At 71.4% G+C, this 25409-nt stretch carries 26 protein-coding genes; 12 read left to right on the top strand and 14 right to left on the bottom strand.

The features are described 5' to 3' along the window. Positions 1-12 precede the first annotated feature (12 nt). Genes ACIPSJ_RS43720 through ACIPSJ_RS43705 form a run of 4 tightly spaced genes read right to left on the bottom strand, consistent with a single transcriptional unit; the run spans position 13 to position 3056 of the window. Entirely contained in the window at positions 13-783 is a 771-nt protein-coding gene (locus ACIPSJ_RS43720) for an alpha/beta fold hydrolase (protein ID WP_401354546.1), read from the bottom strand. A gap of 1 nt (position 784) precedes the next feature. Continuing rightward, positions 785-1336, bottom strand: coding sequence for an amino acid synthesis family protein (locus ACIPSJ_RS43715; protein WP_355726482.1), 552 nt, complete (start codon positions 1334-1336; stop codon positions 785-787). Further along, entirely contained in the window at positions 1333-1935 is a 603-nt protein-coding gene (locus tag ACIPSJ_RS43710; protein WP_401354543.1) for an amino acid synthesis family protein, read from the bottom strand. The genes ACIPSJ_RS43715 and ACIPSJ_RS43710 overlap by 4 nt, the downstream gene beginning before the upstream one ends. Continuing rightward, the gene (locus tag ACIPSJ_RS43705) at positions 1932-3056 is read right to left on the bottom strand and encodes an LLM class flavin-dependent oxidoreductase (protein ID WP_401354540.1); all 1125 of its coding nucleotides are present in this window, start codon (positions 3054-3056) and stop codon (positions 1932-1934) included. The genes ACIPSJ_RS43710 and ACIPSJ_RS43705 overlap by 4 nt, the downstream gene beginning before the upstream one ends. Before the next feature lie 210 nt (positions 3057-3266). On the opposite strand from ACIPSJ_RS43705, the gene ACIPSJ_RS43700 reads away from it, so the two are divergent. From ACIPSJ_RS43700 to ACIPSJ_RS43665, 8 genes are all read left to right on the top strand, one after another. Continuing rightward, a complete protein-coding gene (locus tag ACIPSJ_RS43700) occupies positions 3267-4184 on the top strand; it encodes a flavin reductase (protein WP_401354538.1) in 918 nt (305 codons plus the stop codon). 32 nt (positions 4185-4216) lie between these two features. Next, the gene (locus ACIPSJ_RS43695; protein WP_362585544.1) at positions 4217-5641 is read left to right on the top strand and encodes a cytosine permease; all 1425 of its coding nucleotides are present in this window, start codon (positions 4217-4219) and stop codon (positions 5639-5641) included. A gap of 154 nt (positions 5642-5795) precedes the next feature. Beyond that, positions 5796-7103, top strand: a complete 1308-nt coding sequence (glnT, locus tag ACIPSJ_RS43690) for a type III glutamate--ammonia ligase (protein WP_359219564.1) — start codon at positions 5796-5798, stop codon at positions 7101-7103. A gap of 11 nt (positions 7104-7114) precedes the next feature. Continuing rightward, positions 7115-7972 (top strand): glutamine amidotransferase, encoded by an 858-nt coding sequence (locus tag ACIPSJ_RS43685; protein WP_401354536.1) that lies wholly within the window; start codon positions 7115-7117, stop codon positions 7970-7972. After that, positions 7960-8634, top strand: coding sequence for a glutamate synthase (locus tag ACIPSJ_RS43680; protein WP_401354534.1), 675 nt, complete (start codon positions 7960-7962; stop codon positions 8632-8634). The genes ACIPSJ_RS43685 and ACIPSJ_RS43680 overlap by 13 nt, the downstream gene beginning before the upstream one ends. A 117-nt stretch (positions 8635-8751) precedes the next feature. Continuing rightward, complete coding sequence (locus ACIPSJ_RS43675; RefSeq protein ID WP_359219558.1) at positions 8752-10071, top strand: FMN-binding glutamate synthase family protein; 1320 nt, start codon at positions 8752-8754, stop codon at positions 10069-10071. After that, entirely contained in the window at positions 10068-11159 is a 1092-nt protein-coding gene (locus ACIPSJ_RS43670; RefSeq protein WP_401354530.1) for an FAD-dependent oxidoreductase, read from the top strand. Before ACIPSJ_RS43675 ends, ACIPSJ_RS43670 begins: the two co-directional genes overlap by 4 nt. Before the next feature lie 78 nt (positions 11160-11237). Further along, complete coding sequence (locus ACIPSJ_RS43665; RefSeq protein ID WP_359219630.1) at positions 11238-11807, top strand: XRE family transcriptional regulator; 570 nt, start codon at positions 11238-11240, stop codon at positions 11805-11807. A gap of 33 nt (positions 11808-11840) precedes the next feature. Here ACIPSJ_RS43665 and ACIPSJ_RS43660 read toward each other — a convergent pair whose 3' ends face one another. After that, positions 11841-12419 carry a hypothetical protein gene (locus ACIPSJ_RS43660; protein WP_359219554.1) on the bottom strand — a complete coding sequence of 193 codons (579 nt, stop codon included), beginning with the start codon at positions 12417-12419 and terminating at the stop codon, positions 11841-11843. A 946-nt stretch (positions 12420-13365) separates the two neighbouring features. On the opposite strand from ACIPSJ_RS43660, the gene ACIPSJ_RS43655 reads away from it, so the two are divergent. Continuing rightward, positions 13366-14601 (top strand): S8 family peptidase, encoded by a 1236-nt coding sequence (locus tag ACIPSJ_RS43655; RefSeq protein ID WP_401354528.1) that lies wholly within the window; start codon positions 13366-13368, stop codon positions 14599-14601. Next, a complete protein-coding gene (locus ACIPSJ_RS43650; RefSeq protein WP_401354526.1) occupies positions 14598-14846 on the top strand; it encodes a hypothetical protein in 249 nt (82 codons plus the stop codon). The genes ACIPSJ_RS43655 and ACIPSJ_RS43650 overlap by 4 nt, the downstream gene beginning before the upstream one ends. 112 nt (positions 14847-14958) lie before the next feature. Here ACIPSJ_RS43650 and ACIPSJ_RS43645 read toward each other — a convergent pair whose 3' ends face one another. The 7 genes from ACIPSJ_RS43645 to ACIPSJ_RS43615 form a co-directional block, all read right to left on the bottom strand. Then, entirely contained in the window at positions 14959-15741 is a 783-nt protein-coding gene (locus tag ACIPSJ_RS43645; RefSeq protein ID WP_401354523.1) for an SGNH/GDSL hydrolase family protein, read from the bottom strand. 168 nt (positions 15742-15909) lie between these two features. Continuing rightward, positions 15910-16923 (bottom strand): hemolysin family protein, encoded by a 1014-nt coding sequence (locus tag ACIPSJ_RS43640; protein ID WP_401354521.1) that lies wholly within the window; start codon positions 16921-16923, stop codon positions 15910-15912. Continuing rightward, complete coding sequence (locus ACIPSJ_RS43635; RefSeq protein WP_359219546.1) at positions 16920-18254, bottom strand: hemolysin family protein; 1335 nt, start codon at positions 18252-18254, stop codon at positions 16920-16922. The genes ACIPSJ_RS43640 and ACIPSJ_RS43635 overlap by 4 nt, the downstream gene beginning before the upstream one ends. 163 nt (positions 18255-18417) lie before the next feature. Beyond that, on the bottom strand, positions 18418-18852 hold the full coding sequence (locus ACIPSJ_RS43630; RefSeq protein WP_359219545.1) for a GNAT family N-acetyltransferase: 435 nt from the start codon (positions 18850-18852) through the stop codon (positions 18418-18420). A 44-nt stretch (positions 18853-18896) separates the two neighbouring features. Continuing rightward, complete coding sequence (locus ACIPSJ_RS43625; RefSeq protein ID WP_401354516.1) at positions 18897-19751, bottom strand: TIGR03621 family F420-dependent LLM class oxidoreductase; 855 nt, start codon at positions 19749-19751, stop codon at positions 18897-18899. Positions 19752-19797: 46 nt separating this feature from the next. Further along, positions 19798-22365 carry an ABC transporter permease gene (locus ACIPSJ_RS43620; RefSeq protein ID WP_401354514.1) on the bottom strand — a complete coding sequence of 856 codons (2568 nt, stop codon included), beginning with the start codon at positions 22363-22365 and terminating at the stop codon, positions 19798-19800. 4 nt (positions 22366-22369) lie between these two features. Beyond that, the gene (locus ACIPSJ_RS43615) at positions 22370-23185 is read right to left on the bottom strand and encodes an ABC transporter ATP-binding protein (RefSeq protein WP_359219539.1); all 816 of its coding nucleotides are present in this window, start codon (positions 23183-23185) and stop codon (positions 22370-22372) included. A gap of 129 nt (positions 23186-23314) precedes the next feature. Here ACIPSJ_RS43615 and ACIPSJ_RS43610 point away from each other — a divergent pair, with 129 nt between their 5' ends. Both ACIPSJ_RS43610 and ACIPSJ_RS43605 read left to right on the top strand, forming a co-directional pair. Next, positions 23315-23566, top strand: coding sequence for a toxin-antitoxin system HicB family antitoxin (locus ACIPSJ_RS43610; protein ID WP_355726538.1), 252 nt, complete (start codon positions 23315-23317; stop codon positions 23564-23566). A gap of 4 nt (positions 23567-23570) precedes the next feature. Then, the gene (locus ACIPSJ_RS43605; protein ID WP_359219537.1) at positions 23571-23945 is read left to right on the top strand and encodes a fic family toxin-antitoxin system, toxin component; all 375 of its coding nucleotides are present in this window, start codon (positions 23571-23573) and stop codon (positions 23943-23945) included. Here ACIPSJ_RS43605 and ACIPSJ_RS43600 read toward each other — a convergent pair whose 3' ends face one another. Together ACIPSJ_RS43600 and ACIPSJ_RS43595 are read right to left on the bottom strand one after the other, a co-directional pair. Further along, positions 23946-24629: a class I SAM-dependent methyltransferase gene (locus ACIPSJ_RS43600; RefSeq protein ID WP_401354510.1), complete on the bottom strand. Its 684-nt coding sequence runs from the start codon at positions 24627-24629 to the stop codon at positions 23946-23948. A gap of 81 nt (positions 24630-24710) precedes the next feature. After that, complete coding sequence (locus ACIPSJ_RS43595) at positions 24711-25397, bottom strand: triacylglycerol lipase (RefSeq protein ID WP_365689837.1); 687 nt, start codon at positions 25395-25397, stop codon at positions 24711-24713. Positions 25398-25409 lie beyond the last annotated feature (12 nt).

Raw genomic sequence — 25409 nt, 5'->3', positions numbered from 1 at the left:
TTCCCCGCGCCCCTAAAGGGGCGCCCAGGGTGCCGTGTGTTTCAGGATCACCTCGGTCAGCTCCTCAGGGCGTTCCAGCGGCAGCAGATGGCGTGCTCCGGGCAGGACTTCCGCATGGGCACCTGGAATTCGGTCGGCCAGCCGGCGGGTCATCTCCGGGGTCGATCCGGGATCGTCCGCACCCGTCACCGCCAGGGTCGGAACCGCGATGTCCGGCAGGAGGGGCCACAGCCCCATGTCCGCCGTCGCGAACACGTCGTAGCAGGCCAGGTACGAAGTCCGGTCGTTCGCCAGCAGTGTGGCGAGCACCCGGTCCGCCGACTCCGGCTCACGCGACCGCCATTGCGGGGAGAACCAGCGTTCGACGGCGGCCCGCGCCGACCCCTCGAAATCCGCCCGTGCCCGCTCCCGCCTCCCGGCCACCGCCGTCCGCTCCTCCTCCGACCGCCCGGCGACCGAGCTGACCAAGGTGAGGGTGGCCGTCAACTCAGGGCGCGTGACGGCCAGGTGCTGGGCCACCAGGGCGCCCAGCGAGAAGCCCACCAGATGGGTCGGCCCGTCCAGGAGTCCGGCCACGTCCTCGGCCAGGTCCGCCAGCGACACACCGGGAGCCGCCGGTGGGGAGTCGCCGTGCCCGCGCAGGTCGACCAGGGTCACCCGGTGCCGTGCCGTCAGCGACGGCAGGCAGCGTGCCCACATGCTCCGGTCGAGGCCGACACCGTGCAGCAGCACGAGATCCGTACCGTCGCCGTGGACCTCGTGGCTCAGGGCCGCCGCCGTCATGTCACTGTTCCGTGGCCAGCGGAGCCAGCCGTGCCTGGGGCCTGCCCTGGGCCGCCGCCGCGAGGCCGATGACGATCTCGTCGGCGCGGGGGCCGTCCGGGACCCGGACCTCGATGCTCTGGTGGTGGGAGCGGATCGTCGCGTCGGTGACGTGCTTGAGCGGGATGTCGAAGACCGTGCCGGCCGCCGCCCGCTTCTCCACCGCCGGCAGCAGGGTCGTCGCGTCGGCCGCCTTGCGGAAGTGGTCGCCGAACTTCAGCGTGTGGATCAGGCCCGAGCCGTGCTCGATCTCCCCGTCCAGGCCCACGATCGCCGCCTTGCCGTACGCCTCCACCGGCGCGCCGAGCGCGGCGACCACCCGGGGTGCCAGCAACTCGCCGAGCTGCGGGGCGACTTCGTCGATGCCGGGCAGCAGGTCGGCCACGAAGCCCTGGCCCGCCCACGGGTTCTCGATCACCGCGAGCACCACCGCCGTACGGGCGGGCGGGTCGACCGGTCGGCCGCCCTCGGTGTGGATGTCCTCCGTGTACGTGATGATCTTCCGGACGTTCATCGGGCGCTCTCCAGTTTCTCCAGGTCGGCGAGGCGGACCACGGGGTCGGTACGGCGGTCCCCGATACGGGCGTTGGGGCGGGGCCCGGACGCGGCGGCGGCGATCACCACGATCTCGTCGGGGCGGGGCGCGTCGGGGACCCTGATCTGCACGGTCTGGTAGTGCGAGCGGGTCGCGGCGGCCGTCTTGTGCCACAGCGGCACGGTCAGCGGTTCGCCCGCCGGCAGCCGGTCGTCGTTGAAGACGATGATGGAGGTGCCCTCCGTCAGCTCCCGCAGGACGTTGCCGAAGTACGGGGTGTGGATGAGCGCTCCGCCGTGCTCGGCCTCGCCGTCGAGCCCGACCACGGCCGCCTTCCCGAAGGCCTCCACACGGTCGGCACCGCCGAGTTCCGCGATCAGCCTGCCGGTCAGGAGCTGCGCCAGCTCCGGTGCCACCGCCTCCACCTCGGGCTGGAGGTCGGCCACGAAGCCGCGCCCGGCCCACGGGTTGCGGATCACCGCGGCGACCGCGACCCGCCGTACCGGAGCGGCCACCGGGCGGCCCAGTTCCAGCAGCACCTCGTCGACGACGGTCACGACCTTGCGGATGTCCGTCATGCGGCGAACTCCGGCATGACCTTGTCCGCGAACAGCTCCAGGCTGCGCATCGCCTTGCGGTGCTCAAGGCCCGGGTGCGTGGTCCACAGGAGCAGGTGCTCAAGACCGACCTCGTCACGGAGTTCGGCGATCTTCTCCGCGACGTACTCGGGGGTGCCGACCAGCAGGTTGCGGTCGTGCAGGAAGTCGTACGACAGCTGGTGCGCGTCGGTGAGCTGCTCGTCGGCCTCCATCAGGTTGGCCAGGCCCCGCCAGTGCATGATCCAGCGGTACGTCGTCATCAGCGCCTCCTCGAAGTCGGCGCGGGCCTGCTCCATGGTGTCGGCGACGTACACGTCACGGACCAGGCCGATGCCCTCGCCGAGCGCGTACTCGCGGCCGGCCGCCTCGCTCGCCGTGGACCGGTACAGCTCGAAACGTTCCTTCAGGGCGGAGACCGGCGGCAGCCAGAACATGCCCTGGACGCCGTCGGCTGCGGCGGCCCGGATGGAGCGGGGGCTGTCGATGACCTGCCAGAGCGGCGGGTGCGGGCGTTGCAGCGGGAACGGGGTGACCTGCATCTTCGTGATCACGCCGGCGGTGGTGTAGTCGTCGGTGGCGGGGGAGAGCGGGTGGTTCCACTTCACCCCGGGGGCCGGGAACTCGTAGAAGCGGCCCTTGTGCGCGAAGAACTCGCCGCTCCACGCCTTGCGCAGGATCTCGACCGTCTCCTCGTACAGCGCCCGGTTCTGCTCCTGGTCGCGCGGGTCGGCGAGCGCGTTGAGGTTCAGGGCCTCGCGGCCGTAGAGGCCCCGGCCGAGGCCGACCTCGACGCGCCCGCCGGAGAGCTGGTCGAGCATCGCGATGTCCTCGGCCAGGCGCAGCGGATGCCAGAAGGTGGCGATGGAGGCCGCCTGGCCGATCCGGATACGCGAGGTGCGGGCCGCGATGTCGGCGCCCATGAGAACCGGGTTCGGAGTGATCTCGATGGCCTCGTGGCCGAAGTGGTGCTCCGTGTACCAGGTGGACCAGAACCCCGCCTCTTCGGCCGCTACGGCGAACTCGCGTGCCTCGTCCATGACTTGGGCGTACTCACCGAGCCGGCCGGGCGCTCCGAGGTTGTGGAATATCGAGAACCGCATCAAGTGTCCTTTCCGCTTCGGCTGTGCCATGCAAGCGAGGCTAGGAGGGTGGATCGGGCCCGTCAAGGGTTCACCTCGCCGAAACAACCATGACCTGTGTATTTGACGCGCCTACCAGGGCGGATCGAGCTTTTGTGTCGGGGGTGTTGACACGGTTGTGCGGCGTACTTACCGTCCTCTGCCATACAAGAGCTGACCGATGGGACCGCCATGACCCACACTCTTGACCGCACTTCCCTCCTCCGCTCCGCCTGGCGGGCCGCCTGGGACCAGGGGCGGGTCGACGCCCTGGACGACCTGCTCAGCCCCTCCTACGTCCGCCGCCGCGGCCCCGCCGGCGCCACCCAGAACCGCGACCAGTTCAAGGACTCCGTCCGCGCGGTGCGGGAGGCGTTCCCCGATCTGCGCACCGAGATCGAGGACGTCGTCGAGGACGGCGACCGGGTGGCGGTCCGCTGGCGCAGCACCGGGCGCCACACCGGCGCCTTCCTCGGGGTGCCGCCCACCGGCAAACCCGTCGAGGTCTCGGGCGCCACCTTCGCCCGCTTCGAAGGACCGGCCGTGGCCGAGGAGTGGGTGACCTTCGACTCCCGTCAGCTCCTCGAAGCGCTCGGGATCATCACCACCGCGCAGCAGGCCGCCGTCGACCCGGACCTGGTGCGCGGGGTGCACCGCAAGTTCATCACCGGCGTCACCGTGGTCACCACGGACGACGACGGCACCCCCCGCGGGCTGGCCTGCAACGCCTTCTCCAGCATCTCCCTCGACCCGCCGATGGTGCTGGTCTGCGTCCAGCACAGCTCCGCCACGCACCCCGCCCTGCACCGGGCGACCCACCTGGGCATCAGCATCCTCGCCGCCGACCAGCTCGACGTCGCGAAGACCTTCGCCGCCAAGGGCGACGACAAGTTCGCCCGGATCTCCTGGACGCCCGGTGCCTTCGGCGCCCCGCTGATCGACGGCTCCTGCGCCCAGCTGGAGGTGGAGATCGGGGAACGCCTGGAGGCCGGCAGCCACACCGTGTTCACCGGCCGGGTGGTCTCCGCCCGCCACGACGACCTCGCCCCGCTGGTCTACAGCGGCGGCGGTTTCTTCGACATCTCGCACACGGCGCCGCTGCCGTGGTGACCTTCCTCCCGTAGCAAGAGCAGGAGCACCGCATGACAGAAGGAACACCGGCGCCGGTCTACGGCAGCGCGGTCACCAAGGTCGAGCCCTTCGGCGTCGACCACATCCCCGACAACGAGCGCCACGGCAGACCCAGTTCGCAGTTCTTCGTCTGGTTCGCGGCCGGCCTCAACTTCCCGATCATCCTGCTCGGCTTCAGCGCGGCCTGGTTCGGGCTGAGCTTCGGCGCCGCGGCGACGGCCATCGTGATCGGCGCGGCGCTCGGCTCCCTGCTGATGGCCGTGATGTCCCGGATGGGCGTACGGCTCGGGGTGCCGCAGCAGATCCAGGCCCGCGGCCCGCTGGGCTTCTTCGGCAACTTCCTGCCGGTGGCCTACATCAACGTCTTCGCGGGGATCGGCTGGGCCTCCGTCACCGTCATCCTCGGCGGCAAGGCCTTCGCCGAGCTGACGCACCTGCCGTTCTGGCTGTGCGCGGCCGTGCTCACGGCGGCCGAGCTGGTGGTGTCGATCTACGGCTACAACATGATCAACTATCTCCAGCGGGTGCTCACCTACGTCCTGACCCCGCTGTTCCTGCTGATCACCGTGGTCGCCGTGGTGCGCGGCGGCAGCTTCTTCCACTCCGACCCGCACGCCTCCGGATACATCGGCGCCACCGGCGGCTGGATCACCTTCGGCGGCTGGTTCCTCTCCTTCCTGGTCGCCTGGGCCCCCTTCGCCTCCGACTACTCGCGCTACCTGCCCGACACCCCCGAGGTCGTCACCCGCACCGCCTGGTACACCGGGCTCGGCAACTTCGTCACCATCTGCTGGCTGGGCATCCTCGGCGTGGTCGTCGGCGGCAGCGCCACCAGCTCCGACTCCATCACCGCCCTGCACGAACTGGCGGGCCCGTTCGCCGTCCCGGCCCTGATCGCCGTCGGCCTGTCCGCGCTCGCGCAGAACTTCCTCAACGTCTACGGCGGCGCGATCTCCGTGCAGACCCTGAAGGTCCCGGTCAGCCGCAGCCAGGCGGTCACCGCGATCTGCCTGCTGGCCTACGCGATCAGCCTGTGGGGCGAGTCCGGCACGGAGGACAAGTTCAAGGTCTTCCTCAACCTCACCGCCTACTTCATCGCCCCGTTCGCGGCCGTGCTGCTGCTCGACTTCTACCTGGGCGGCCGCTCCGACCCGTCCCGGATCGCCGAACTCTACGACCGCCGACGGATCCTGGACTGGGGGTTCGTCGCCTGGGCGGGCGGGGTCGCCGCGTCGGTGCCGTTCTGGCAGTCCAGCTTCTACACCGGGCCGTTCTCGAAGGCCTTCCCAGGCGCCGGCGACCTGAGCATGTTCGTCGCGGCGGGCGCGGGCACGGTCCTCTACCTCCTGACGTACCGGCTGAAGCCGCTGTGGATCGCCGACGGCGGGCCGACACCGGCCCTCGTCGCCGACAAGGCCGCCGCCGACCTCTCCTGACGGCTCCTCAGGGCCGGTCACCCCTCCTCGGAGGCGGTGACCGGCCCTTCGGCTTACGGGGAACTTCCCGGGCGGAAATCCCGCCGTAACGCACCTACTGTCTACTGGTGTGCAACAGTGATTCATGTCAGTGGACACCTCCCGGGAGGCCCCCATGACGACCGACCTCGCCGCACTGGTCCGGGACGACGGCATCGAGTTCGTGCTCGCCGTCTTCGTCGACCTGACCGGCAAGCCGTGCGCCAAGCTCGTCCCCGCCCAGGCCGTCGAGGAACTCCGGGACGAGGGCGTCGGCTTCGCCGGATACGCGGCCGGCGCACTCGGCCAGCAGCCCAGCGACCCGGACGTCGTCGCCCGGCCCGACGCCTCCTCGTACACCCCGCTCCCCTTCGTCAAACCCGGCCTCGCACTCGTCCACTGCGACCCGTACGTCGAGGGAGAGCCCTGGCCCTACGCCCCGCGCGTCATCCTGCGCTCGCTCCTTGAGCGGGCCGCCGCCCGGGGACTCTCCCTGGCCGTCGGCGCCGAGGTCGAGTACTTCCTGGTCAACCGCGACGAACACGGCGTGCTCAGCGTCGCCGACGCCAGGGACACCGCCTCGCAACCCTGTTACGACGCCCGCGGCCTGACCCGGATGTACGACCACCTCACCGCCGTCTCCACCGCGATGAACAGCCTCGGCTGGGGCAACTACGCCAACGACCACGAGGACGGCAACGGCCAGTTCGAGCAGAACTTCCGCTACGCCGACGCCCTCACCACCGCCGACCGGGTCATCACCATGCGCTACCTGGTGTCGGTCCTCGCCGAACAGCGCGGCATGACCGCCACGTTCATGCCGAAGCCGTTCACCGACCGCACCGGCACCGGCATGCACCTGCACCTGTCGCTGTGGCGGGACGGCGAGCCCGCCTTCCCCGACCCGGCGGACACCCGCGGCCTCGGCCTCTCCCCGCTCGCCTACTCCTTCGTCGCCGGGATCGTCGAGCACGCCCGCGCCCTCCAGGCCGTCATCGCACCCACCGTCAACTCCTACAAGCGCACCGGCGCCGTCTCCACCCGCTCCGGCGCCACCTGGTCGCCCCGGGTCGCGGGCTACGGCGGCAACGACCGCACCCACTTCGTGCGCGTCCCCGACGGCAACCGCGTCGAACTGCGCGGCGGCGACGGCGCCGCCAACCCCTACCTCGCCGCCGCCGGCGCGCTGGCCGCCGGACTCGACGGCATCGAACGCGGCCTCGACCCGGGCGAGCCGGGCGCCGGGGGCAAGGGACCGGAACTCCCGCCGACCCTGCTGCACGCCGTCGAGGCCCTCCAGTCCGACGACGTCATCAGCGGCACCCTCGACGCCGCCGGGCCGGGCGTGAGCCGCTACTTCGCCGACCTCAAGCGCGAGGAGTTCTTCGACTGGCACTCCACGGTCGGCCCCTGGGAGCTGGACCGCTATCTCACCGCCTTCTGAAGGGACTCGGTATGTGCGGAATCGTCGGGCTCCATCTGCGGGAGCCCGCCCTCGAACCCCGGCTCGGCGAACTGCTCGCCGCGATGCTGGGACAGGTCGTCGAACGGGGCCCGGACTCGGCGGGCGTCGCCGTCTACGGCGACCCGCGGCTGTCCCCGCCCGGGCAGAGCGTGGTGTCCCTGCTCGGCACCTCGGCCGCCGAGGTCCAGACGGTACTGCCGGGCGCGGTGGCCTACGACGCCGACGCCACGACCGTCGTCCACGCGGAGGCCGCCCGGCTGGCCGAACTCCTGCCCCACGCCCGGGTGATCGGCTCTGGAGAGGGCTGCGCCGTGCTCAAGGGCACCGGGAACCCGGTCGAGTTGGCCAAGTCCTTCGGGCTCGCCGGCGTCACCGGCTGGCAGGGCGTCGGACACACCCGGATGGCCACCGAGTCGGCGGTCACCCCCGAGGGCGCCCACCCCTTCTCGGTGGGGCCAGGACAGTGCCTGGTGCACAACGGCTCCTTCGCCAACCACGCCACCATCCGCCGGGAACTGCGCGCCCAGGGCGTCGAGTTCGACAGCGAGAACGACTCCGAGGTCGGCGCCCGGTTCGTCGCGCACCACCTCGCCCAGGGCGCCGACCTGGAGAAGGCGCTGAAGCTGCTGTGCGAGCGGTTCGACGGCTTCTACACGCTGCTGGTCTCCACCGGCGACTCCTTCGCGGTGGTCCGCGACGCCATCGCCTGCAAGCCGGCGCTGGTCGCCGAGACCGCCGACTGGGTGGCGATGGCCTCCGAGTACCGGGCGCTGGACGTCCTGCCGGGCATCGAGAACGCCCGCATCTTCGAACCCGAGCCGGAAGAGGTGTACGTATGGCGACGCTGATCGACCTGGCGACGACGCCGGTGCGCGAGCTCAACGGGGCGTTGCACGCGGCCGGGGCCGACGACTGGCGGGTGCTGAACCCGCGCGGCGCGCACGCCGTCGCCTGCGGCATCCGGGAACCGCTCACCGTCGACATCGAGGGCCACGTCGGCTACTACTGCGCCGGAATGAACCAGCACGCCACGGTCACCGTGCACGGCAACGCGGGGACCGGGGTCGCCGAGAACATGATGTCCGGGACGGTCCGGGTACGGGGGAGCGCCTCCCAGTCGGCGGGGGCCACGGCTCACGGGGGGCTGTTGGTGATCGACGGGGACGCGTCGGCGCGGTGCGGGATCTCCATGAAGGGCGTGGACATCGTGGTCGGTGGAAACGTCGGTCATATGAGTGCGTTCATGGGGCAGGCCGGGCGGCTGGTCGTCTGCGGGGACGCGGGGGAGGCGCTGGGGGACTCGCTGTACGAGGCGCGGATCTATGTGAGGGGTGGGGTCAAATCGCTGGGCGCGGACTGTGTGGAGAAGGAGATGCGGGGTGAGCATCTCGCCGAGTTGGGCGAGTTGTTGAAGGCGGCGGAGCGGGAGGAGGAGCCGGGGGAGTTTCGCCGGTACGGCTCGGCCAGGGAGTTGTATCACTTCAGGATCGACAACTCGGGTGCGTATTAGGGCCGTTGTCGGCTGCGGGCCGGTGGGGGCTGGTCGCGCCCGCGCGGCGGTAGCCGCAAATCGATAACGCCTCGCGCCCCTAAAGACACAACTCGCCGTACTCAAAGGAGCTGAACCTTGGAACCCGCATCCCATGGCCTGCGTGAGTCCGCCACTTTTGATCGCGCCACCATCCATGCCATCCAGCGTGCCGCCGACACCGGGATCTACGACATCCGGGGGTGGGGGGCCAAGCGCAGGCTGCCGCACTTCGACGATCTGCTGCTGCTCGGTGCCTCCATGTCCCGTTATCCGCTGGAGGGTTACCGGGAGCGGTGTGACACGGACGTCGTGCTCGGTGCCCGGCACGCCAAGAACCCGCTGCGGCTCGCCACGCCCGTCACCATCGCCGGCATGAGCTTCGGGGCGCTCTCCGCGCAGGCCAAGGAGGCGCTGGGGCGGGGGGCGAGTGAGGTCGGTACGTCGACGACCACGGGGGACGGCGGGATGACGCCTGAGGAGCGCGGGCACTCGAAGCACCTCGTGTACCAGTACCTGCCGTCGCGGTACGGCATGAACCCGGACGACCTGCGGGCCGCCGACGCCATTGAGGTCGTCCTCGGGCAGGGGGCGAAGCCGGGGGGCGGGGGGATGCTGCTCGGGCAGAAGGTCACCGAACGGGTGGCGGGGATGCGGACGTTGCCGGTCGGGATCGATCAGAGGAGCGCGTGCCGGCATCCCGACTGGACTGGGCCCGACGACCTCGCCATCAAGATCCTCGAACTGCGCGAGATCACCGACTGGGAGAAGCCGGTCTATGTGAAGGTCGGCGCGACCCGGACGTACTACGACGTGAAGCTGGCCGTGCACGCGGGCGCCGACGTCGTGGTGGTCGACGGCATGCAGGGCGGTACGGCGGCCACCCAGGACGTCTTCATCGAACACGTCGGCATCCCGACGCTCGCCGCCCTGCCCCAGGCGGTGCGGGCGCTGCGGGAGCTGGGCGTCCACCGGGAGGTCCAGCTGGTGGTGTCGGGCGGCATCCGCTCCGGCGCCGACATGGCGAAGGCCCTGGCGCTGGGGGCGGACGCGGTCGCCATCGGTACGGCGGCGCTCATCGCGCTCGGCGACAACCACCCCCGGTACGAGGAGGAGTACCGGCGGCTGGGGTCGGCGGCGGGCTACTTCGACGACTACCAGGACGGCCGCGACCCGGCCGGCATCTCCACCCAGGACCCGGAACTCGCCGCCCGGCTCGACCCGGTCGAGGGCGGCCGGCGGCTCGCCAACTTCCTGCGGGTGATGACCATGGAGGCCCAGACCCTGGCCCGCGCCTGCGGCAAGGCCCACCTGCTGCACCTCGAACCCGAGGATCTGGTCGCGCTCACCATCGAGTCCGCCGCCATGGCCCGGGTCCCGCTGGCGGGCACGGACTGGATCCCGGGGGCCGGGCTGTGATCGCGGTCGTCGGCGCCGGGCTGATGGGCGCGGCCACCGCCTGGCAGCTCGCCCGGCGCGGCCACCCGGTCACCCTGATCGAGGCGTACGACATCGGGCACAGGCGGGGCAGCTCCCACGGCAGTTCACGCATCTTCCGGCACGCCTACGCCGACCCCTTCTACGTCCGGCTGACCGGGCGGGCGCGCGAGGAGTGGCGGGTGCTGGAGGAGGACACCTCGACCCCCCTGCTGCGGACCACCGGTGGGCTCGACCTGGGGGAGGGGCGGGACCCGGAGGGCCTCGCCGAGGTCCTGGCGGCGGCCGGAGTGCCGTACGAACTCCTCGGCGCCGAAGCCGCCCGGGAGCGCTGGCCGTCCATCCGGTTCACCGGTCCGGCGCTGTACCACCCGGGCGCCGGGGTGCTGGACGCCGACGAGACCGTCGCCGCCTGCGTGCGCGGGGCGGTGGAGCACGGGGCGGACGCGGTGATCGGCGTGCGCGTCGTGGGCCTGGAGCCGGTCGCGGGCGGCGCGGTGCTGCTGCGTACCGACGACGGCCGTGAGCGCACCGCCGACACCGTGGTGATCGCGGCCGGTGCCTGGCTGCCCGAACTCGGACTGCCGCTCGCGCTCCCGCCGTTGCGGGTCACCCAGCAGCAGGTCTTCCACTTCCGGCAGCGGGACCCGGGCGAGCGCTGGCCGATCCTGGTCACCAAGGACGCCGACATGCAGGTCTTCGGGCTGCCGTCGGGCAGCGACGGGGGCTTCCTCCCGGCGATGAAGGTGGCCGAGCACGACCGGGGCACGCCCACGACGGCCCGTACGCGCAGCGGGGTGGTCGACCCCGCGTCCCGGAGCCGGGTGAGCGGCTTCGTGCGTGACCGGCTGCCGGGGCTCGACCCCGCCCCGGTCGCCGAGGCGACCTGCCTCTACACCATCACCCCCGACGAGGACTTCGTACTCGACCGGCACGGGCCGTTCGTGATCGTCTCGCCGTGCTCCGGGCACGGCGCGAAGTTCGCCCCGCTCATCGGGGCGATGGCGGCCGACCTGGCGACCGGCCGGGCCGGGCCCCAGCCGCGGTTCCGGCTCGAACGTGCGGGCTAGGATGCGCCGGTGACCGAGCAGCACACAGACGGAGACGACGGCGACGGCGGCGGCAGCGACGACTTCGACGACAAGGCACTGGAGCGGATCATCGCGGTCCGCACCCGTGAGTACCGGCAGGCGGCGGGGGTCTCGGTCGGGGAGATGGCGCAGCGCGTCGGGATCTCCAAAGCCATGCTGTCGAAGATCGAGAACGCCCAGACGGCGTGCAGCCTCACCACCCTCTCGCGCCTCGCCCGCGGTCTCGACGTCCCCGTCACCGCCCTGTTCCGGGGCATGGACGACGACCGGGAGGCCGTCTTCGTGCCGGCCGGCCACGGCGCCCGGATCGTCCGGCGCGGCAGCCGCGTCGGCCACGAGTACGCCCAGCTGGGCTCGCTGCGGGGCGCCCACAAGCGGATGGACGCCCTGCTGGTCACCCTCACCGAACAGAGCGAGGTCTTCCCGCTCTTCCAGCACGGCGGCACCGAGCTGCTCTACATGCTGGAGGGCGAGATGGTCTACGGCCACGGCAAGGCCAGCTACACCCTGCGCCCCGGCGACGCCCTCCAGTTCGACGGCGAGGCCCCGCACGGCCCCGAACGCCTCGTCGCCCTGCCGATCCGCTTCCTCACGGTGACGGCCTTCGGGGCCAGCCCCCAGCACTGAGCCGGGAACCGGCCCGCGCGGTATGACACTCGGTCAGTACTTGGCGGCCAGACTGACCTGGGTGTCACCTCCGGCGCCTTCGAGCCGCCACCGCAGCCATTTGCGGTCGGGCGCGTTCGTGTTCACGGAGAGCCAGTGTCCCGGAACAACCGTGCCCTGCCAGTTCTGGACCCAGAAGCATTCCTGGCCGTTGCACTGCCACATGTCGACGAAGAGGGTGGCGTTGTGCGACCCCTCGCGACCCACCATCGCGATCCCTGTTCCGAAACCCACAGCGCGATCCGTCCCGCAGGTCGCCCAGTCCCAACCCTGCAGACACGCCTGGGCGCCGTTGCAGAACGTGTTCCGGAACCAGACCTGCTCGTCCGTGGTGAGCACCGACGGATCACCGGCGCCGGCCCGTTCGCCACTCGCCTGCTTCCCGGCGTCGGGCGGTCCCTCGACCTCGCCCGGAGTGGCGGGAACCTGGTCGATCGCGCGACCGCTCTCCACGATCGCCTTCGTACCGTCGAAGAACTCGATGATCTGGATGGCGTGCTCGTCTCCGAGCGCCATCGTTGCCTGAATGCTCGGAGGCAGTGCCTGCTTGATGTTGGCGGTCGTCGTTGTCATCTCAGACTTCCTCTCTCTGGCAAGGGCTGCGCGGTGGCGTGCCCCGCCAAGATGAGTCTGCTGAAGCTTGATTGAGGGTTTCCGGTGCGTCCGGTGACGCGTTTCCACCCGCACGACCCCGCTCGTTCTCGGACGGACAGTGCTGTCGCGACTGCCCTACCTGGCCCTGTCGAGTGTGTTCGCCTTCATACGGCTGCTGCCGATGAGCACTGCAGACAAGGGCGATCTGGGGTCTTTGTGTGCATTCTATCAGCGCATCTAGTCGCGGCGCGGCATCCAGGTCGCCTTGTCGCCACCGCCCAGCCTGGCCTCCTTCAGACGGCGCAAGCCGCAGCCGATCCGTCTCTGCGGCGATCGCCGGTGATCACCGCCAAGGACCGCAAGCGCCTGCCGCGGACACTGATCGCGGACGCCGCGACAGAAAGCGCAACGACCGCACCGGATCCGAGGACCACCGTGCTCGAGGCCGCCCGGACCCTCGGCGTCCACGAAGGCGCAATCCACCTCCCACCTGGAGCGGCGAGCGACCACCAACTTCGAGACAGGACAGGCAGTGTGAAGCCGACTTCCCGCAGGCGCACGATCACCCGATGCAACAGGGGGCATTCGGTCGACAGGCGGGGCGCCGCCTTCCGCCGTGGGTGGCAGGCTTGAGTTGCGGGCCTCCATGCCCGATGCCACGGTCTGAACAGGGGGATGCCGACGACCCGGCAGTGGACGGCGTTGCAGGCCACGGCCCTAGGCGCCGAGGCGCGAACGAACCGCGCCTCCCCACCCGTGGCGCCTGTCAGTCCGTGAATCACCGCGCGTCCACACACCGGGAAGCACACAGAGAGCGGGAAATTCAATGGTGAACGGACCCATGGGCAGGCGTGTCTTCACTGGGCAACCCGATCAGCCCAATGGCCCCGTCACGGGCCACGGTGCGGAGTACACCGGTCGGTACGTGGTCCTGCTCGACCCGGGCAACCAGGAGAGCGGCCTGAACGCCCTGAGTTCCGCCGCCGACATCGCGCCTGTCGAACGTGTCCGGGGCACCGAGGTCACGAACGTCGCCGAACTCCTCGAACGCCCCGACGTCTCGGTGCACTTCGAGGAACTCGGAGTCGCCGTCGTCGAGGTACGGCCCGAACTACGCCACACGCTCGTGACGACGGCCGAGGCAGAGCCGTCGATCATCGCGGCGGAACCGGAGCGCATGGTGTACGCCCTGCCGATCACCGCCCCGCAGCAGGCACCGACCGAGTTCTTCCCGGCCTACCGCAGCGACGAGGACGTGGTCGCTCGCCACACCAGAGCCGAAATCGCCGCCGCCCAGGGCCCGGCCTTGGACGAGCAGAGCTTCACCTGGGGCCTGCAGGCGATCCGGGCCAACCTGTCCCACCTGACCGGACGCGGTGTGAAGGTCGCTGTCCTCGACACCGGCGTGGACATCACCCATCCGGACCTGGTCCGGTGTGTCGAGGACACGATGTCCTTCGTGGCCGGCGAGGCGGTCGAGGATGGTCATGGCCATGGCACCCACTGCATCGGCACCGTCGCCGGTCCGAAAGACCCCCAGCAGCGACCCCGCTACGGCGTGGCCTGCGACGCTCGGATCCTCGCCGGGAAGGTCCTCAGCAACCAGGGCAGCGGTGCCGACGGCCAGATCCTGGCGGGTATTTCCTGGGCCATCGCCCGGGGCGCACGGGTCATCTCCATGTCGCTCGGCGCTCGGGTCCAACCCGGTGAGCTGTTCCCGCAGACCTACGAGATCCTGGCCCAGCGCGCACTCGAGCGCGGGACGGTGATCGTCGCCGCCGCGGGCAACGACAGCAACCGGCCTTCGAGCATTCTGCCGGTCAGCCGACCCGCCAACTGTCCCTCCATCCTCGCGGTAGCCGCGCTCGACAAATCGATCACGCCGTCGTTCTTCTCCAACGGCGAAATCAACGGCCAGGGCGGTGAGATCAACATCGCCGCGCCCGGCAGGGACGTGCGCTCGGCCGCTCCGGGCGGCGGGTACCAGACCATGAGCGGCACGAGCATGGCCACGCCGCACGCCGCGGGCGTCCTCGCCCTGCTCGCCGAGGCCGGCCCCGACGCTTCCGCGGCCGATCTCGTGGCGAGCCTGAAATCAGGCGCGTTCCCCCTGGCACAGCCCGTCCGGGACGTCGGCGCGGGCCTGCTGCAGGCCCCGTGAGTGAGTCGACCCAGTCCGCGCCGGTCGGGGTCATCCTCGCGGTGGACCCCGACCGGTTCGCGGCGGTGGTGGTGGCCCTGCGGCGGGCCGGGCTCACGGTCACGGGCGAGCAGCCGGTCCTCGGTACGCTCACCGGCACCGTCGCGGAGGACCGTATACCGGCCCTGGAGCTGGTCGACGGCGTCGCATCCGTCGATCGCGAGCGCACCGTCCAGCTTCCCCCGCCCGACACCCCGATCCAGTGAGCTCAGTGACGGCCGTCCTCCGTACGTCGGCCCTCCCCGCTTGTGTCGCCCGTAGCGGTGACCCAGAAGGCTTTGCCCGGCTCAGTGCCGAGCCGGGAACCGGCCCGCGCCGCTACGCCTCGTAGGGCAGCAGCTCCGGCCGCTTCGGCGCGCGGCCGTCGCCCGAGGAGCGGCCGGTCAGGCGGCGGCCTATCCACGGCAGCAGGTACTGCTTGGTGAAGCGGGCGTCCGCGATCCGGCGCGCGGCCCAGCCGGGCGGCGGGGTGGCCGGCAGCGGCGTCCGCCACTCGGGGTCCTCGGCCTCGTGGCCGAGGGTCTGCCAGACCGCCTCGGCGACCCGGCGGTGCCCCTCGTCCGTCAGGTGCAGCCGGTCCACGTCCCACATCCGGGGGTCGGCCAGCGAGGGCGCGCCGTACAGGTCGACCACGAGGGCGCCGTGCCGTGCGGCCAGCTCGTCGACGCAGGCGAACAGCTCCTCCATGCGCGGCCGGAAACGCTCCAGGACCGGGCCCTGGCGGCCGGGGCTGCGCATCAGCACCAGCTGCTCGCAGGCCGGCGCCAGCCGCTCCACCGCCTCGGTGAGCAGCTCCCGGACCCGGCCCATGTCGCACTTGGGCCGGAGCGTGTCGTTGAGGCCGCCGACCAGCGTGATCACGTCGGGCCGCATCGCGACCGCCACGTCCACCTGCTCCTCGACGATCTGCGCGATCAGCTTGCCGCGCACCGCGAGGTTCGCGTAGCGGAAGCCGGGGGTGCGGGCGGCCATCCGTCCGGCGAGGACGTCGGCCCAGCCGCGGTAGGAGCCGTCGGGGTTCAGGTCCGACATGCCCTCGGTGAAGGAGTCGCCGATCGCGACCAGGCTGGAGTGTGCGGGAGGCACCGGGTTCTTGTGCATGGCGACGCAAATGGTATCCCGAGGCTCATACCCGCCGGTCGGTCGCTCCCCCTCCACCCTGCACCCGTCTCACGCGCAGCCTGCTCCCGCCCGGTCGCGGCCCGCTCGCCCGCCGATTCGCGCTTCGCTCCGGCCCGGGCGCGGTTCACCCGCGCCCGGGCTCGGGGCCTACGCGTGCTGCCCGAACAGCTCTCGCAGTACGTCCTCCATCGTCACCAGACCGGCCAGCCGCTCGTCGTCGCCGAGTACGCCGGCCAGATGGGTCCGGCTGCCGCGCATCGCGGTGAGTACGTCGTCGAGCGGGGTGTCGGCGCGGACGCGGGCGATGGGGCGCATGTCGCGGAGCCGGAAGGCCTCGGTGCGGGGGGAGGCGTCCAGGGCGTCCTTGACGTGGAGGTAGCCGACGATCCGCCGGCCCTCGTCCACCACCGGGAAGCGGGAGAAGCCGGACTCCGCCGAGAGGCGCTCCAGCTCCTCCGGGGTGACGCCCACGCGGGCGTAGACGACGCGTTCCAGCGGCACGACGACGTCCCGTACCGGGCGGCGGCCCAGCTCCAGGGCGTCGTGCAGCCGCTCCCGCGCCCGGTCGTCGATCAGGCCCGCCTCGCCGGCGTCCTTGACGATCTCGGCGAGTTCGGTGTCCGTGAAGGTCGCCGAGACCTCGTCCTTCGTCTCCACCCGGAGCAGCTTGAGCAGGGTGTTGGCGAAGGCGTTGATGGTGAAGATCACCGGGCGCAGCGCCCGGGACAGGGCCACCAGCGGCGGGCCGAGCAGCAGCGCGCTGCGCACCGGCTCGGCCAGCGCCACGTTCTTCGGCACCATCTCGCCGAGCAGCATGTGCAGATAGGTGGCGAGGATCAGCGCGATCACGAAGGACACCACATGGCCCGCGCTCTCGGGCACGCCGACCGCGTGGAACACCGGCTCCAGCAGGTGCTCGATCGCCGGTTCCGCGACCACGCCCAGCACCAGCGTGCACAGCGTGATGCCGAGCTGGGCGGCGGCGAGCAGCGCGGACACGTGCTCCAGCCCCCACAGCACGCTCTTGGCCCGCCGGTCGCCCGCCTCGGCGTGCGGCTCGATCTGGGAGCGGCGCACGGAGATCAACGCGAACTCGGCGCCCACGAAGAACGCGTTCACGACCAGCGTCGCGAACCCGATCAGCAGTTGTACGGCGGTCACCGCTGCCCCTCCTGCTCCGACTCGTCGGCGAGCGGCGCGTGCAGCAGCACCCGGGCCGCCCGCCGCCCCGCCGCGTCCACCACGTCCAGCCGCCACCCGGCGACCTCGACCCCGTCCCCGGTCTCCGGTATCCGGCCCAGCTCGGCGGCGACCAGCCCGGCGAGCGTCTCGTACGGCCCCTCGGGCGCCCGCAGGCCCACTCGGGCGAGCTGGTCCATCCGGGCCGCGCCGTCCGCCGAGTAGAGCGCGCGGCCCGACTCGTCGGCGCCGGCGGGGGCGAGGTCGGGGGTCTCGTGCGGGTCGTGCTCGTCGCGGACCTCGCCGACGACCTCCTCGACGATGTCCTCCAGGGTGGCGACCCCGGCCGTACCGCCGTACTCGTCGATGACGACGGCCATGGTGCGTCGGCCGCCGAGGCGGTCCAGGAGGCGGTCGACGGTGAGGGACTCGGGTACCAGCAGCGGTTCGCGCATCACCTGGGCGACCCGGGTCCGGGACCGCTCGTCGGTGGGCAGGGCGAGGATGTCCTTGATGTGGGCGGTGCCGACGACCGAGTCCAGGCTGTCCCGGTAGACCGGGAAGCGGGACAGACCGGTCGCACGGGTGGCGTTCGCCACGTCCTCGCAGGTCGCCCTGACCTCCAGGGCGACGACCTGGACGCGCGGGGTCATCACGTTCTCGGCGGTGAGGTCGGCGAGGTTCAGGGTGCGCACGAACAGCTCGGCGGTGTCCGCCTCCAGCGCGCCCTGCCGGGCCGAGTGCCGGGCCAGCGCGGCCAGCTCCTGGGGCCCGCGCGCGGAGGCCAGCTCCTCGGCGGGCTCGATGCCCAGGCGCCGGACCAGCCGGTTCGCGGTGTTGTTCAGATGGGTGATGAAGGGCCGGAAGGCCGCGCTGAACCAGCGCTGGGCGTTGCCCACCCGCTTGGCCACGGCCAGCGGCGAGGAGATCGCCCAGTTCTTGGGCACCAGCTCGCCCACGACCATCAGGAACACCGTGGACAGCGCGGTGCCGATCACCAGCGCCAGCGAACTCGCCGCCGACGCCCCGAGGCCCACGGCCTCCAGCGGACCGGCCAGCAGCTTGGCGATCGAGGGCTCGGAGAGCATGCCGACCACCAGGTTGGTGACCGTGATGCCGAGCTGGGCCCCCGAGAGCTGGAACGTGAGGTTCCGTACGGCCTTGAGGGCACCGGCCGCCCCGCGCTCGCCGCGCGCCACGGCCCGCTCCAGCTCGCCGCGCTCGACCGTGGTCAGCGAGAACTCGGCCGCGACGAAGGCACCGCAGGCGAGCGACAGCAGGATCGCCACCAGCAGGAGGAGCACTTCGGTCATCGGGTCACCTCCGTCCCATGATCGGACAGGGCGGACGGGACCGCGCGGTGTTGTCGGTACGGAGAACTGGGAGGCTCGCCCATGGGCGGACGCTCACACACCTTTCATCGAGGAGACCGGGATACGGAATGACTCCTCAATGGTAAAGGATCGGCAAAGCGAGTCACTCGGTGGTCTCCGTCAGCGGTTTCACCCACCGCCGCCACTTCTCCTCCGGTGCGTACCCCGCCGCCCGCCAGGCATGGTGCGCGGTCTCGTTGCGCACCAGCACCATCGCGTCCCCGCGCCGCCCGCCGAGGCGTACGAAGCGCTCCTCGGCGGCCGCCAGCAGCGCCGACCCGATGCCCCGGCGGCGCCGCTCCGGGTGCACCGCCAGCCGGTACAGGTGGCAGCGCCAGCCGTCGAAGCCGGCGATCACCGTGCCCACCAGCTCACCGTCCAGCTCGGCGAGGAGCAGTGCCTCGGGGTCCCGGGCGACCAGGCGGTCCACCCCGCCCCGGTCGTCGCTGATGCTCGTCCCCTCGGCCGCCGCCTTCCAGAAGGCGAGCACCGCGTCCAGATCGTCGGGCGTCGCGGCCCGTACACGCAGGTCGGTCATACGGCGATCCCATCACGACCGCCCGCGCGGAACCCGCGTTTCCACTATGCGGACAGCGCGGCCAGCACCGGCGCGAACGCCTCCATGTACGGCTCCAGCACGGTCAGATAGGAGATGCCGTACCGCTCGCGCAGCCCCCGCACCCGCCCGGTGACCTCCGCCAGGGTGCCGACCAGGATGACGGGCAGGTCCAGGGCCTGCTCCAGGGTGAGCTGGGGCTGCCGGCCGAGCAGCGGGCCCAGCACGGACGCCGGGTCGTCGGTGACGGCCACCAGCTGGAGGAGCAGGTTCCGCTCCGCGGGTTCCGCGCGGCCCGCCGCCCACTGCGTGTAGCGGGCCACCCGTTCGTCGAGTTCCGCCGCCGCGACCGGCTCCAGCCGGCCCTCCGTGTTCCCCGGGACCAGGCGAGCCCCGGCGAAGGCCGCGATGTCCGCGTGCTCGGCGGTCAGCCGCAGCATCCGGTCGCCGTTGCCGCCGATCAGCAGGGGCACCCGGTACCCGTCCGGCTTCAGCAGCTCCTCGACCGTGCGCCGCAGATGGTCCACCCGCTCGCGCGGCGAGCCGAACGGCAGCCCGGCCCGGTCGTGCTCGGCCTGCACATAGCCGGTGCCGAGCCCGAGTTCGAGACGGCCGCCGGTCAGCTCCGCAGTCGTCGCCACCTCGCGGGCCAGCAGCACCGGGTTCCAGAAGCCCGCGTTGAGCACGAACGTGCCGAGGCGCGGCCGCTCGGTCGCCCCGGCCGCCGCCACCAGCGCCGGGAAGGGCGCCGGCATGCCGAGGTGGTCGGGGACGAGGATCACGTCGTACCCGAGTTGCTCGGCGCGCCGGCACTTCGCGCGCCACTCGTCGGCCGGCGCGGACGTGAGCAGGTTGACCCCGAAGCGGAACGGACGCGGCATGAACTCTCCTCGGCAGCCGGCGGTTCGAGCCCTCCGCCGGATTCCATCACTCGTGCGCGATGGCCGCCAGCACATTCATGCGCGATGCACGCAGTGCCGGCAGCAGGGCCGCCACGATGCCGACGACCGCCGAGCCGATCACCACCGCGACGATCGTGCCCCAGGGGATCGCGAGGGCCTTCATGCCCTGGAGGGCCAGGACCTGCTGGACGCACACGCCCCACACCAGGCCGAGCGCGAGCCCCAGCACCGCGCCGAACACCGCGATCACCACCGACTCCAGCCGGATCATCCGGCGCAGCTGCCGCCGGGCCAGCCCGATCGCGCGCAGCAGCCCGATCTCCCGGGTGCGCTCCACGACCGACAGGGCGAGGGTGTTGACCACGCCGAGCACCGCGATCACGATCGCGAGGCCGAGCAGCGCGTACACGAGGTACAGCAGCACGGCGATCTGGTCGTGGACCAGCTTCTTGTAGTCGGCCTGGTCACGGACCTGGACCTGCGGGAAGGGGGCGAGGGTCCGCTCCAGGTTCGCGCGGAGCCGGTCCGCGCTCGTGCCCGCGGTCCGGTTGACGTACAGCGAGGAGTCCTGGCCGCCCGGGACGTACTTCTCCACGGTGCCGATCCCGAAGAACAGCCCGCCCTGGGTGCCGAAGCCGCCGCTGCCGTCCTGGTCGGTGAGCGCGCCCACCTTCATCTCGGCGGTCTTCCCGCCCTGGAACTCCACCGGGACCACACTGCCCAGCCGGACCTTGTGGTCCGCGGCGAAGGTGGCGTCCATGCCGAGGCTGCCGGCGGCCAGCGCGGCGGCGGTGTCACCGCCCTTGTAGGCCACATGGGCGACGTCGTCGACCTGCGGGTCGTACCCGGCGGCCGTCGTGGTGATCCGCCTGCCGTCCGGCAGCCGTACCGCCACGGCCGCGAACCGCTGCCGTACGACGAGCCCCACGCCGTCGGTGGCGCGCACCTTGTCGGTGATCTCCTGGGTGAACGGCAGGAAGTTGCTGTTCTGGATGACGAAGTCGGCGCCCAGCGTCTTGTCGATCTGCTGGTCGAAGGACTTGGACATGGAGGCGCTGGCCACCGACATCCCGCCGACCAGGGCGAGGCCCACCATGAGCGCGGCGGCGGTGGCACCGGTACGGCGCGGGTTGCGCAGGGCGTTGCGCTGGCTCATCCGGCCGACCGGGCCGAAGAGGGCGGGGAACGCGCCGCCGAGGACCCGGATCACGGGCCGGACCAGCAGCGGTCCGGCGATGACGGTCGCGATCAGGGTCAGCACGACACCGAGGCCCAGCAGCGAGGCGGCGGAGGCGGTCTTCGTGGCCGTCGCGCAGCCGGCCAGGGCCGCCGCCCCGAGCGCGCCGACCACCCCGCCGACGATCGCCCGCACCTTCAACGGCTTGCCCACACCGGCGATCTCGGCGTCCGCGAGCGCAGCCATCGGGGAGACGGTGGCCGCGCGCCGGGCCGGCAGATACGCGGCGACGAAGGTGACCCCGACCCCCACCACGTACGCGGCGACGGGCGTGCCCCAGCCGATGACCATCTCGGTGGCCTTGAGGTTCATCCCGAACGCGCTCATCAGCTTGATCAGCCCGAACGCCAGCCCGATCCCGGCGCCCAGACCCAGCGTCGAGCCGACGAGCCCGAGCAGCATCGCCTCGGTGAGCACGGACCGCCGCACCTGCCGCCGGTCGGCGCCCAGGGCCCGCAACAGGCCCAGTTCACGGGTGCGTTGGGCGATCAGCATGGAGAAGGTGTTGACGATCAGGAAGACGCCCACGAGCGTGGCGATGCCCGCGAAGCCCAGCATCACGTACTTGATGACGTCGAGGAAGCCGCCCAGGTCCGCGGCCGAGGACTTGGCCTGCTCGTCGGCGGTCTTCAGGTCGTAGGTGCCGGTCCCGATCGCCGCCCCGACGCGGCTCTTGAGCTCGGCGTCGGTGACCCCCTGCGCCGCGTCCACCGAGATGCTGGTGGCCTTGGCGGCGGAGCCCAGCAGTTCCTTCGCGGCGACCGACGGGTCGAGGAAGACCAGGGCGGCGCCCGGGTTGGTGGTGGTGAAGGTGGCGATGCCGACGATCTCCACCTCGAAGGTGCCGGGCTGGGCCTGCACGGTCAGCGTGTCGCCGATCCGCACGTGCTTCTTGTCCGCGGTGTCCGCGTCGAGCAGCGCCTGGCCGGCGCCCTGCGGGGCGTGCCCCGAGGTCAGCTTCACGGGGCTGCGCGGGGTGAGGTACCAGTCGGTGGCGATGGTCGGGGCGCCGGTGGTGGGGCCGACCGACTTGTGGTGGCTGTCGACCACCACGATGTTCTGCACGGACACGTCCGCGTGCGTGTCCGCGACCCCGTCGACCTCGGCGACCTGGTCCTTCAGCGCGGCCGGCACGGTCTGGACGGCGCCGGTCGGCACCGACGACTTGAGGTCCTCCTTCGGCTCCACGGTCACATCCGCGGAGGTGGAGGCGAACAGCCGGTCGAAGGTGCGGGTGACGGTGTCGGAGAAGATCAGGCTGCCCGCGACGAACGCCACGGACAGGACGATGGCCAGCGCGGACAGCAGCAGCCGTCCCTTGTGCGCCAGGAAACTGCGCAGGGTCGCCTTGAGCACCGGGTCAGTCCTCCTCGGGGCCCGTGGATCCGTCTCCCGCGTCGGTCCCCGTGGACCCGCGGCCCACGTCGAACCGTTTCATCCGTTCCAGTACGGCGTCCGCCGTCGGACTCTCCATCCGGTCCACGATCCGGCCGTCCGCGAGGAAGAGCACCAGGTCGGAGTGGGCGGCGGCGCCCGGGTCATGGGTCACCATGACGACCGTCTGGCCGAGCTGGTCGACCGCGTCCCGCAGGAAGCCGAGCACCTCCAGACCGGCCCGGGAGTCCAGGTTGCCGGTCGGCTCGTCGGCGAAGATCAGCTCGGGGCGGGAGGCCAGCGCCCGCGCGCAGGCCACGCGCTGCTGCTGGCCGCCGGAGAGCTGGGCGGGCCGGTGTTTGAGCCGGTCCCGCAGCCCCAGGGTGTCGATGACCTGGTCCAGCCACTTCTCGTCGGGCCTGCGGCCCGCTATGTCCATGGGCAGGGTGATGTTCTCGGCCGCGTTCAGCGTCGGGATCAGGTTGAACGACTGGAACATGAACCCGATCCGGTCCCGGCGCAGCCGCGTCAGCTCGCGCTCCTTCAGACCGGTGATCTCGGTGCCGCCGAGCCAGACCTGTCCGGCCGACACGGTGTCCAGCCCTGCCAGACAGTGCATCAACGTGGACTTCCCGGAGCCGGACGGGCCCATGACCGCGGTGAAACGGCCGCGCGCGATGTCCACGTCCACCGAGTCCAGCGCCAGCACCGCCGTCTCGCCCGCGCCGTAGGCCTTGGTCAGCCCGCGGGCGCGGGCCGCGCTCCCCTCGGCGGCGGGTGCCTCCGCAGCTGCTGTGGACACGACTGCCTCCCCGTTAGCACGACCTCTTTGTCCGGGTCGAGCGTAGTGTGACCCGTCGCACAGGCGGTATCACTTTTCGATTCCGATGCGCACTTGCCGTCGCTAGCGTTCCGGCGCTAGCTTCGGTGTATGGCGAAGACCCAGCTGAACGTGCGCGTGGACGAGGGCACCGCCAAGGCGGCCCGCGAGCGCGCTCTCGCGCGTGGAGTGAGCGTCAACCGCTACATAGAGGAACTGGTCATGCAGGACACGGGTGAAGCGGGCCGTACGTTCGTCGAGGCCGCCGCCGACTTCATGAAGCAGTACGAGTCCGTCTTCGCCGAGGAGTTCGGCGAGACGCACGGTACCGACACGTCTGACAAGACCGAAGGCCGTCACTGATCCCTTGAGCGACCTGACCATCGATCTCGCCTGGCTCCTCATGCTCGCCGAACAGAAGACCCCCGGGGACCCGCAGGTCACCGACTGGGGCGCGCTGATCGCGGCGGTCGCACGGCACCGGGCCGAGATATTCGACGTCCCTGTCTACGACTCCCCGCAGGCCCGCGCCGCCGCCCTGCTCCAGCTCCTCATCCACGTCCCGGCCCTGGAGCGCTCGAACGCCCTGTTCGCGGCCTCGGTCGCCTACGCCTACCTGGTCGCCAGCGGGCTCAAGGTCGCCACCTCGCCCGAGCAGGTCCGCGATCTGGCCCGGCTGGTCAAGAACGGCCAGGCGAGCGTGGCCGACATCGCCGAGGAGCTGCGCCGCTGGAGCCTGTGATCAGGACTCCGGGGGTTTGCGCGCGACCCCGAGCACACAGTACGAGGACGGCAGCCGGGGCCCGTGCTCCGGCAGCGACACCCGCCGGTACGGACCCAGTTCGAACCCGGCCGCGCGCAGTTCGGCGACCGGCTCCCGGGACAGATGGCAGTCGCCGCTCAGCAGCGGCCACACCGTCCGGTCCAGCGCCCGCTGGGTGAACCGCATCGCCGGGCCGCCGCCCGAGCCGTGCTCGAAGAACCGCAGCTCACCGCCCGGCCGCAGCACTCGCCGCACCTCCGCGAGCGCCCGCGAGACGTCCCGGACACTGCACAGCACCAGCGAGAGCACCGCCGCGTCATAGGCCTCGCTCTTCACCGGCAGCGCCTCCGCCGCGCCCGGCACCACGTCCACCGGGACCTCGGCGCGCACGGCGGCGTCGGCCGCCAACTGCCGCAGGGTGCGCTCCGGTTCGATCGCGACGACCTCCGCGACCGCACCGGGATACCGCGCGAAGTTGAGCCCGTTGCCCGCGCCGATCTCGATCACGCGCCCGGACAGCCCGGAGAGCAGCCGCTCCCGGATCGCCGCCATGCCGAGTCCGGTCTCGGCGGCGACGCTGCAGCGGGCGTAGAAACGGGCGAACAGCGGGTGGTGGACGGGATCCCGCACCGGTTCCCCGGAACTGAGGGACATCAGCCGCATGACGACCTCCAGACCTCCAGACGGAAGCAGGTCTACGGTGATTGTCCCCCGCACGGGCCCGCCGCACCCCCGCGACGGGTTCTACGCGATGAAGTCGCGCACCTGCTGGTACACGCCGTAGTCGTTGTTCATGTCGGTGTGCGAGATGCAGCCGACGCCGACATTGGTCGCCCCGCTCAGCAGCGCCGAGCTGTCCGGGTCGATCGCCGAGTCGCAGTTCGACCAGTACGCCGCGTACGTGACGCTGCCGGGCGTCTCGTCACCGGAGTTCAGGGCGGTCAGGAAGGAGCTGCCGGTGGTCATCTCCTTGCAGGAGGTGTACAGCCACCCGCACAGCGAGGCGACGCTCGTCCCGTGGTTCACCCCGGCGACCGACACGAAGTCGTCCACGTACGCGGTTCCGCCGAGGTTCTTGAGGTAGTAGCGGCTGTTGAGCGCGCCCATGGAGTGGACCACCAGGTCCACCTTCGAGGCGCCGGTCGTCGAGAGGACGGACTGGATGTAGGTGGACAGCTGCGAGGCGGTGGTGACGTTCGACTTCGTCCAGTCGTACGACCAGGCGTACAGCTCCGACGAGGTGTACCCGTCGGCCTTGAAGTCCGCGATCCAGTCGTCCCAGCTGCTGGAGTCGCTGCTCAGACCGTGCACGAACACGATCGGGTTGTGGCTGGCCGCGTGCGCGGGAGTGGTGGCCAGGGGGAGTGACAGAAGGAGCGAACCGGCTATCGCCGACAGAGCCGTTGCGATGCGACGCTTTGCGCGTTGCATGATGCCTCCTGA

The sequence above is a fragment of the Streptomyces sp. NPDC090088 genome, assembly GCF_044747345.1.
Lineage (GTDB): Bacteria > Actinomycetota > Actinomycetes > Streptomycetales > Streptomycetaceae > Streptomyces.
Note: the sequence above shows the minus strand (reverse complement) of the source record. Positions and strands in the feature narration are given on the sequence as shown.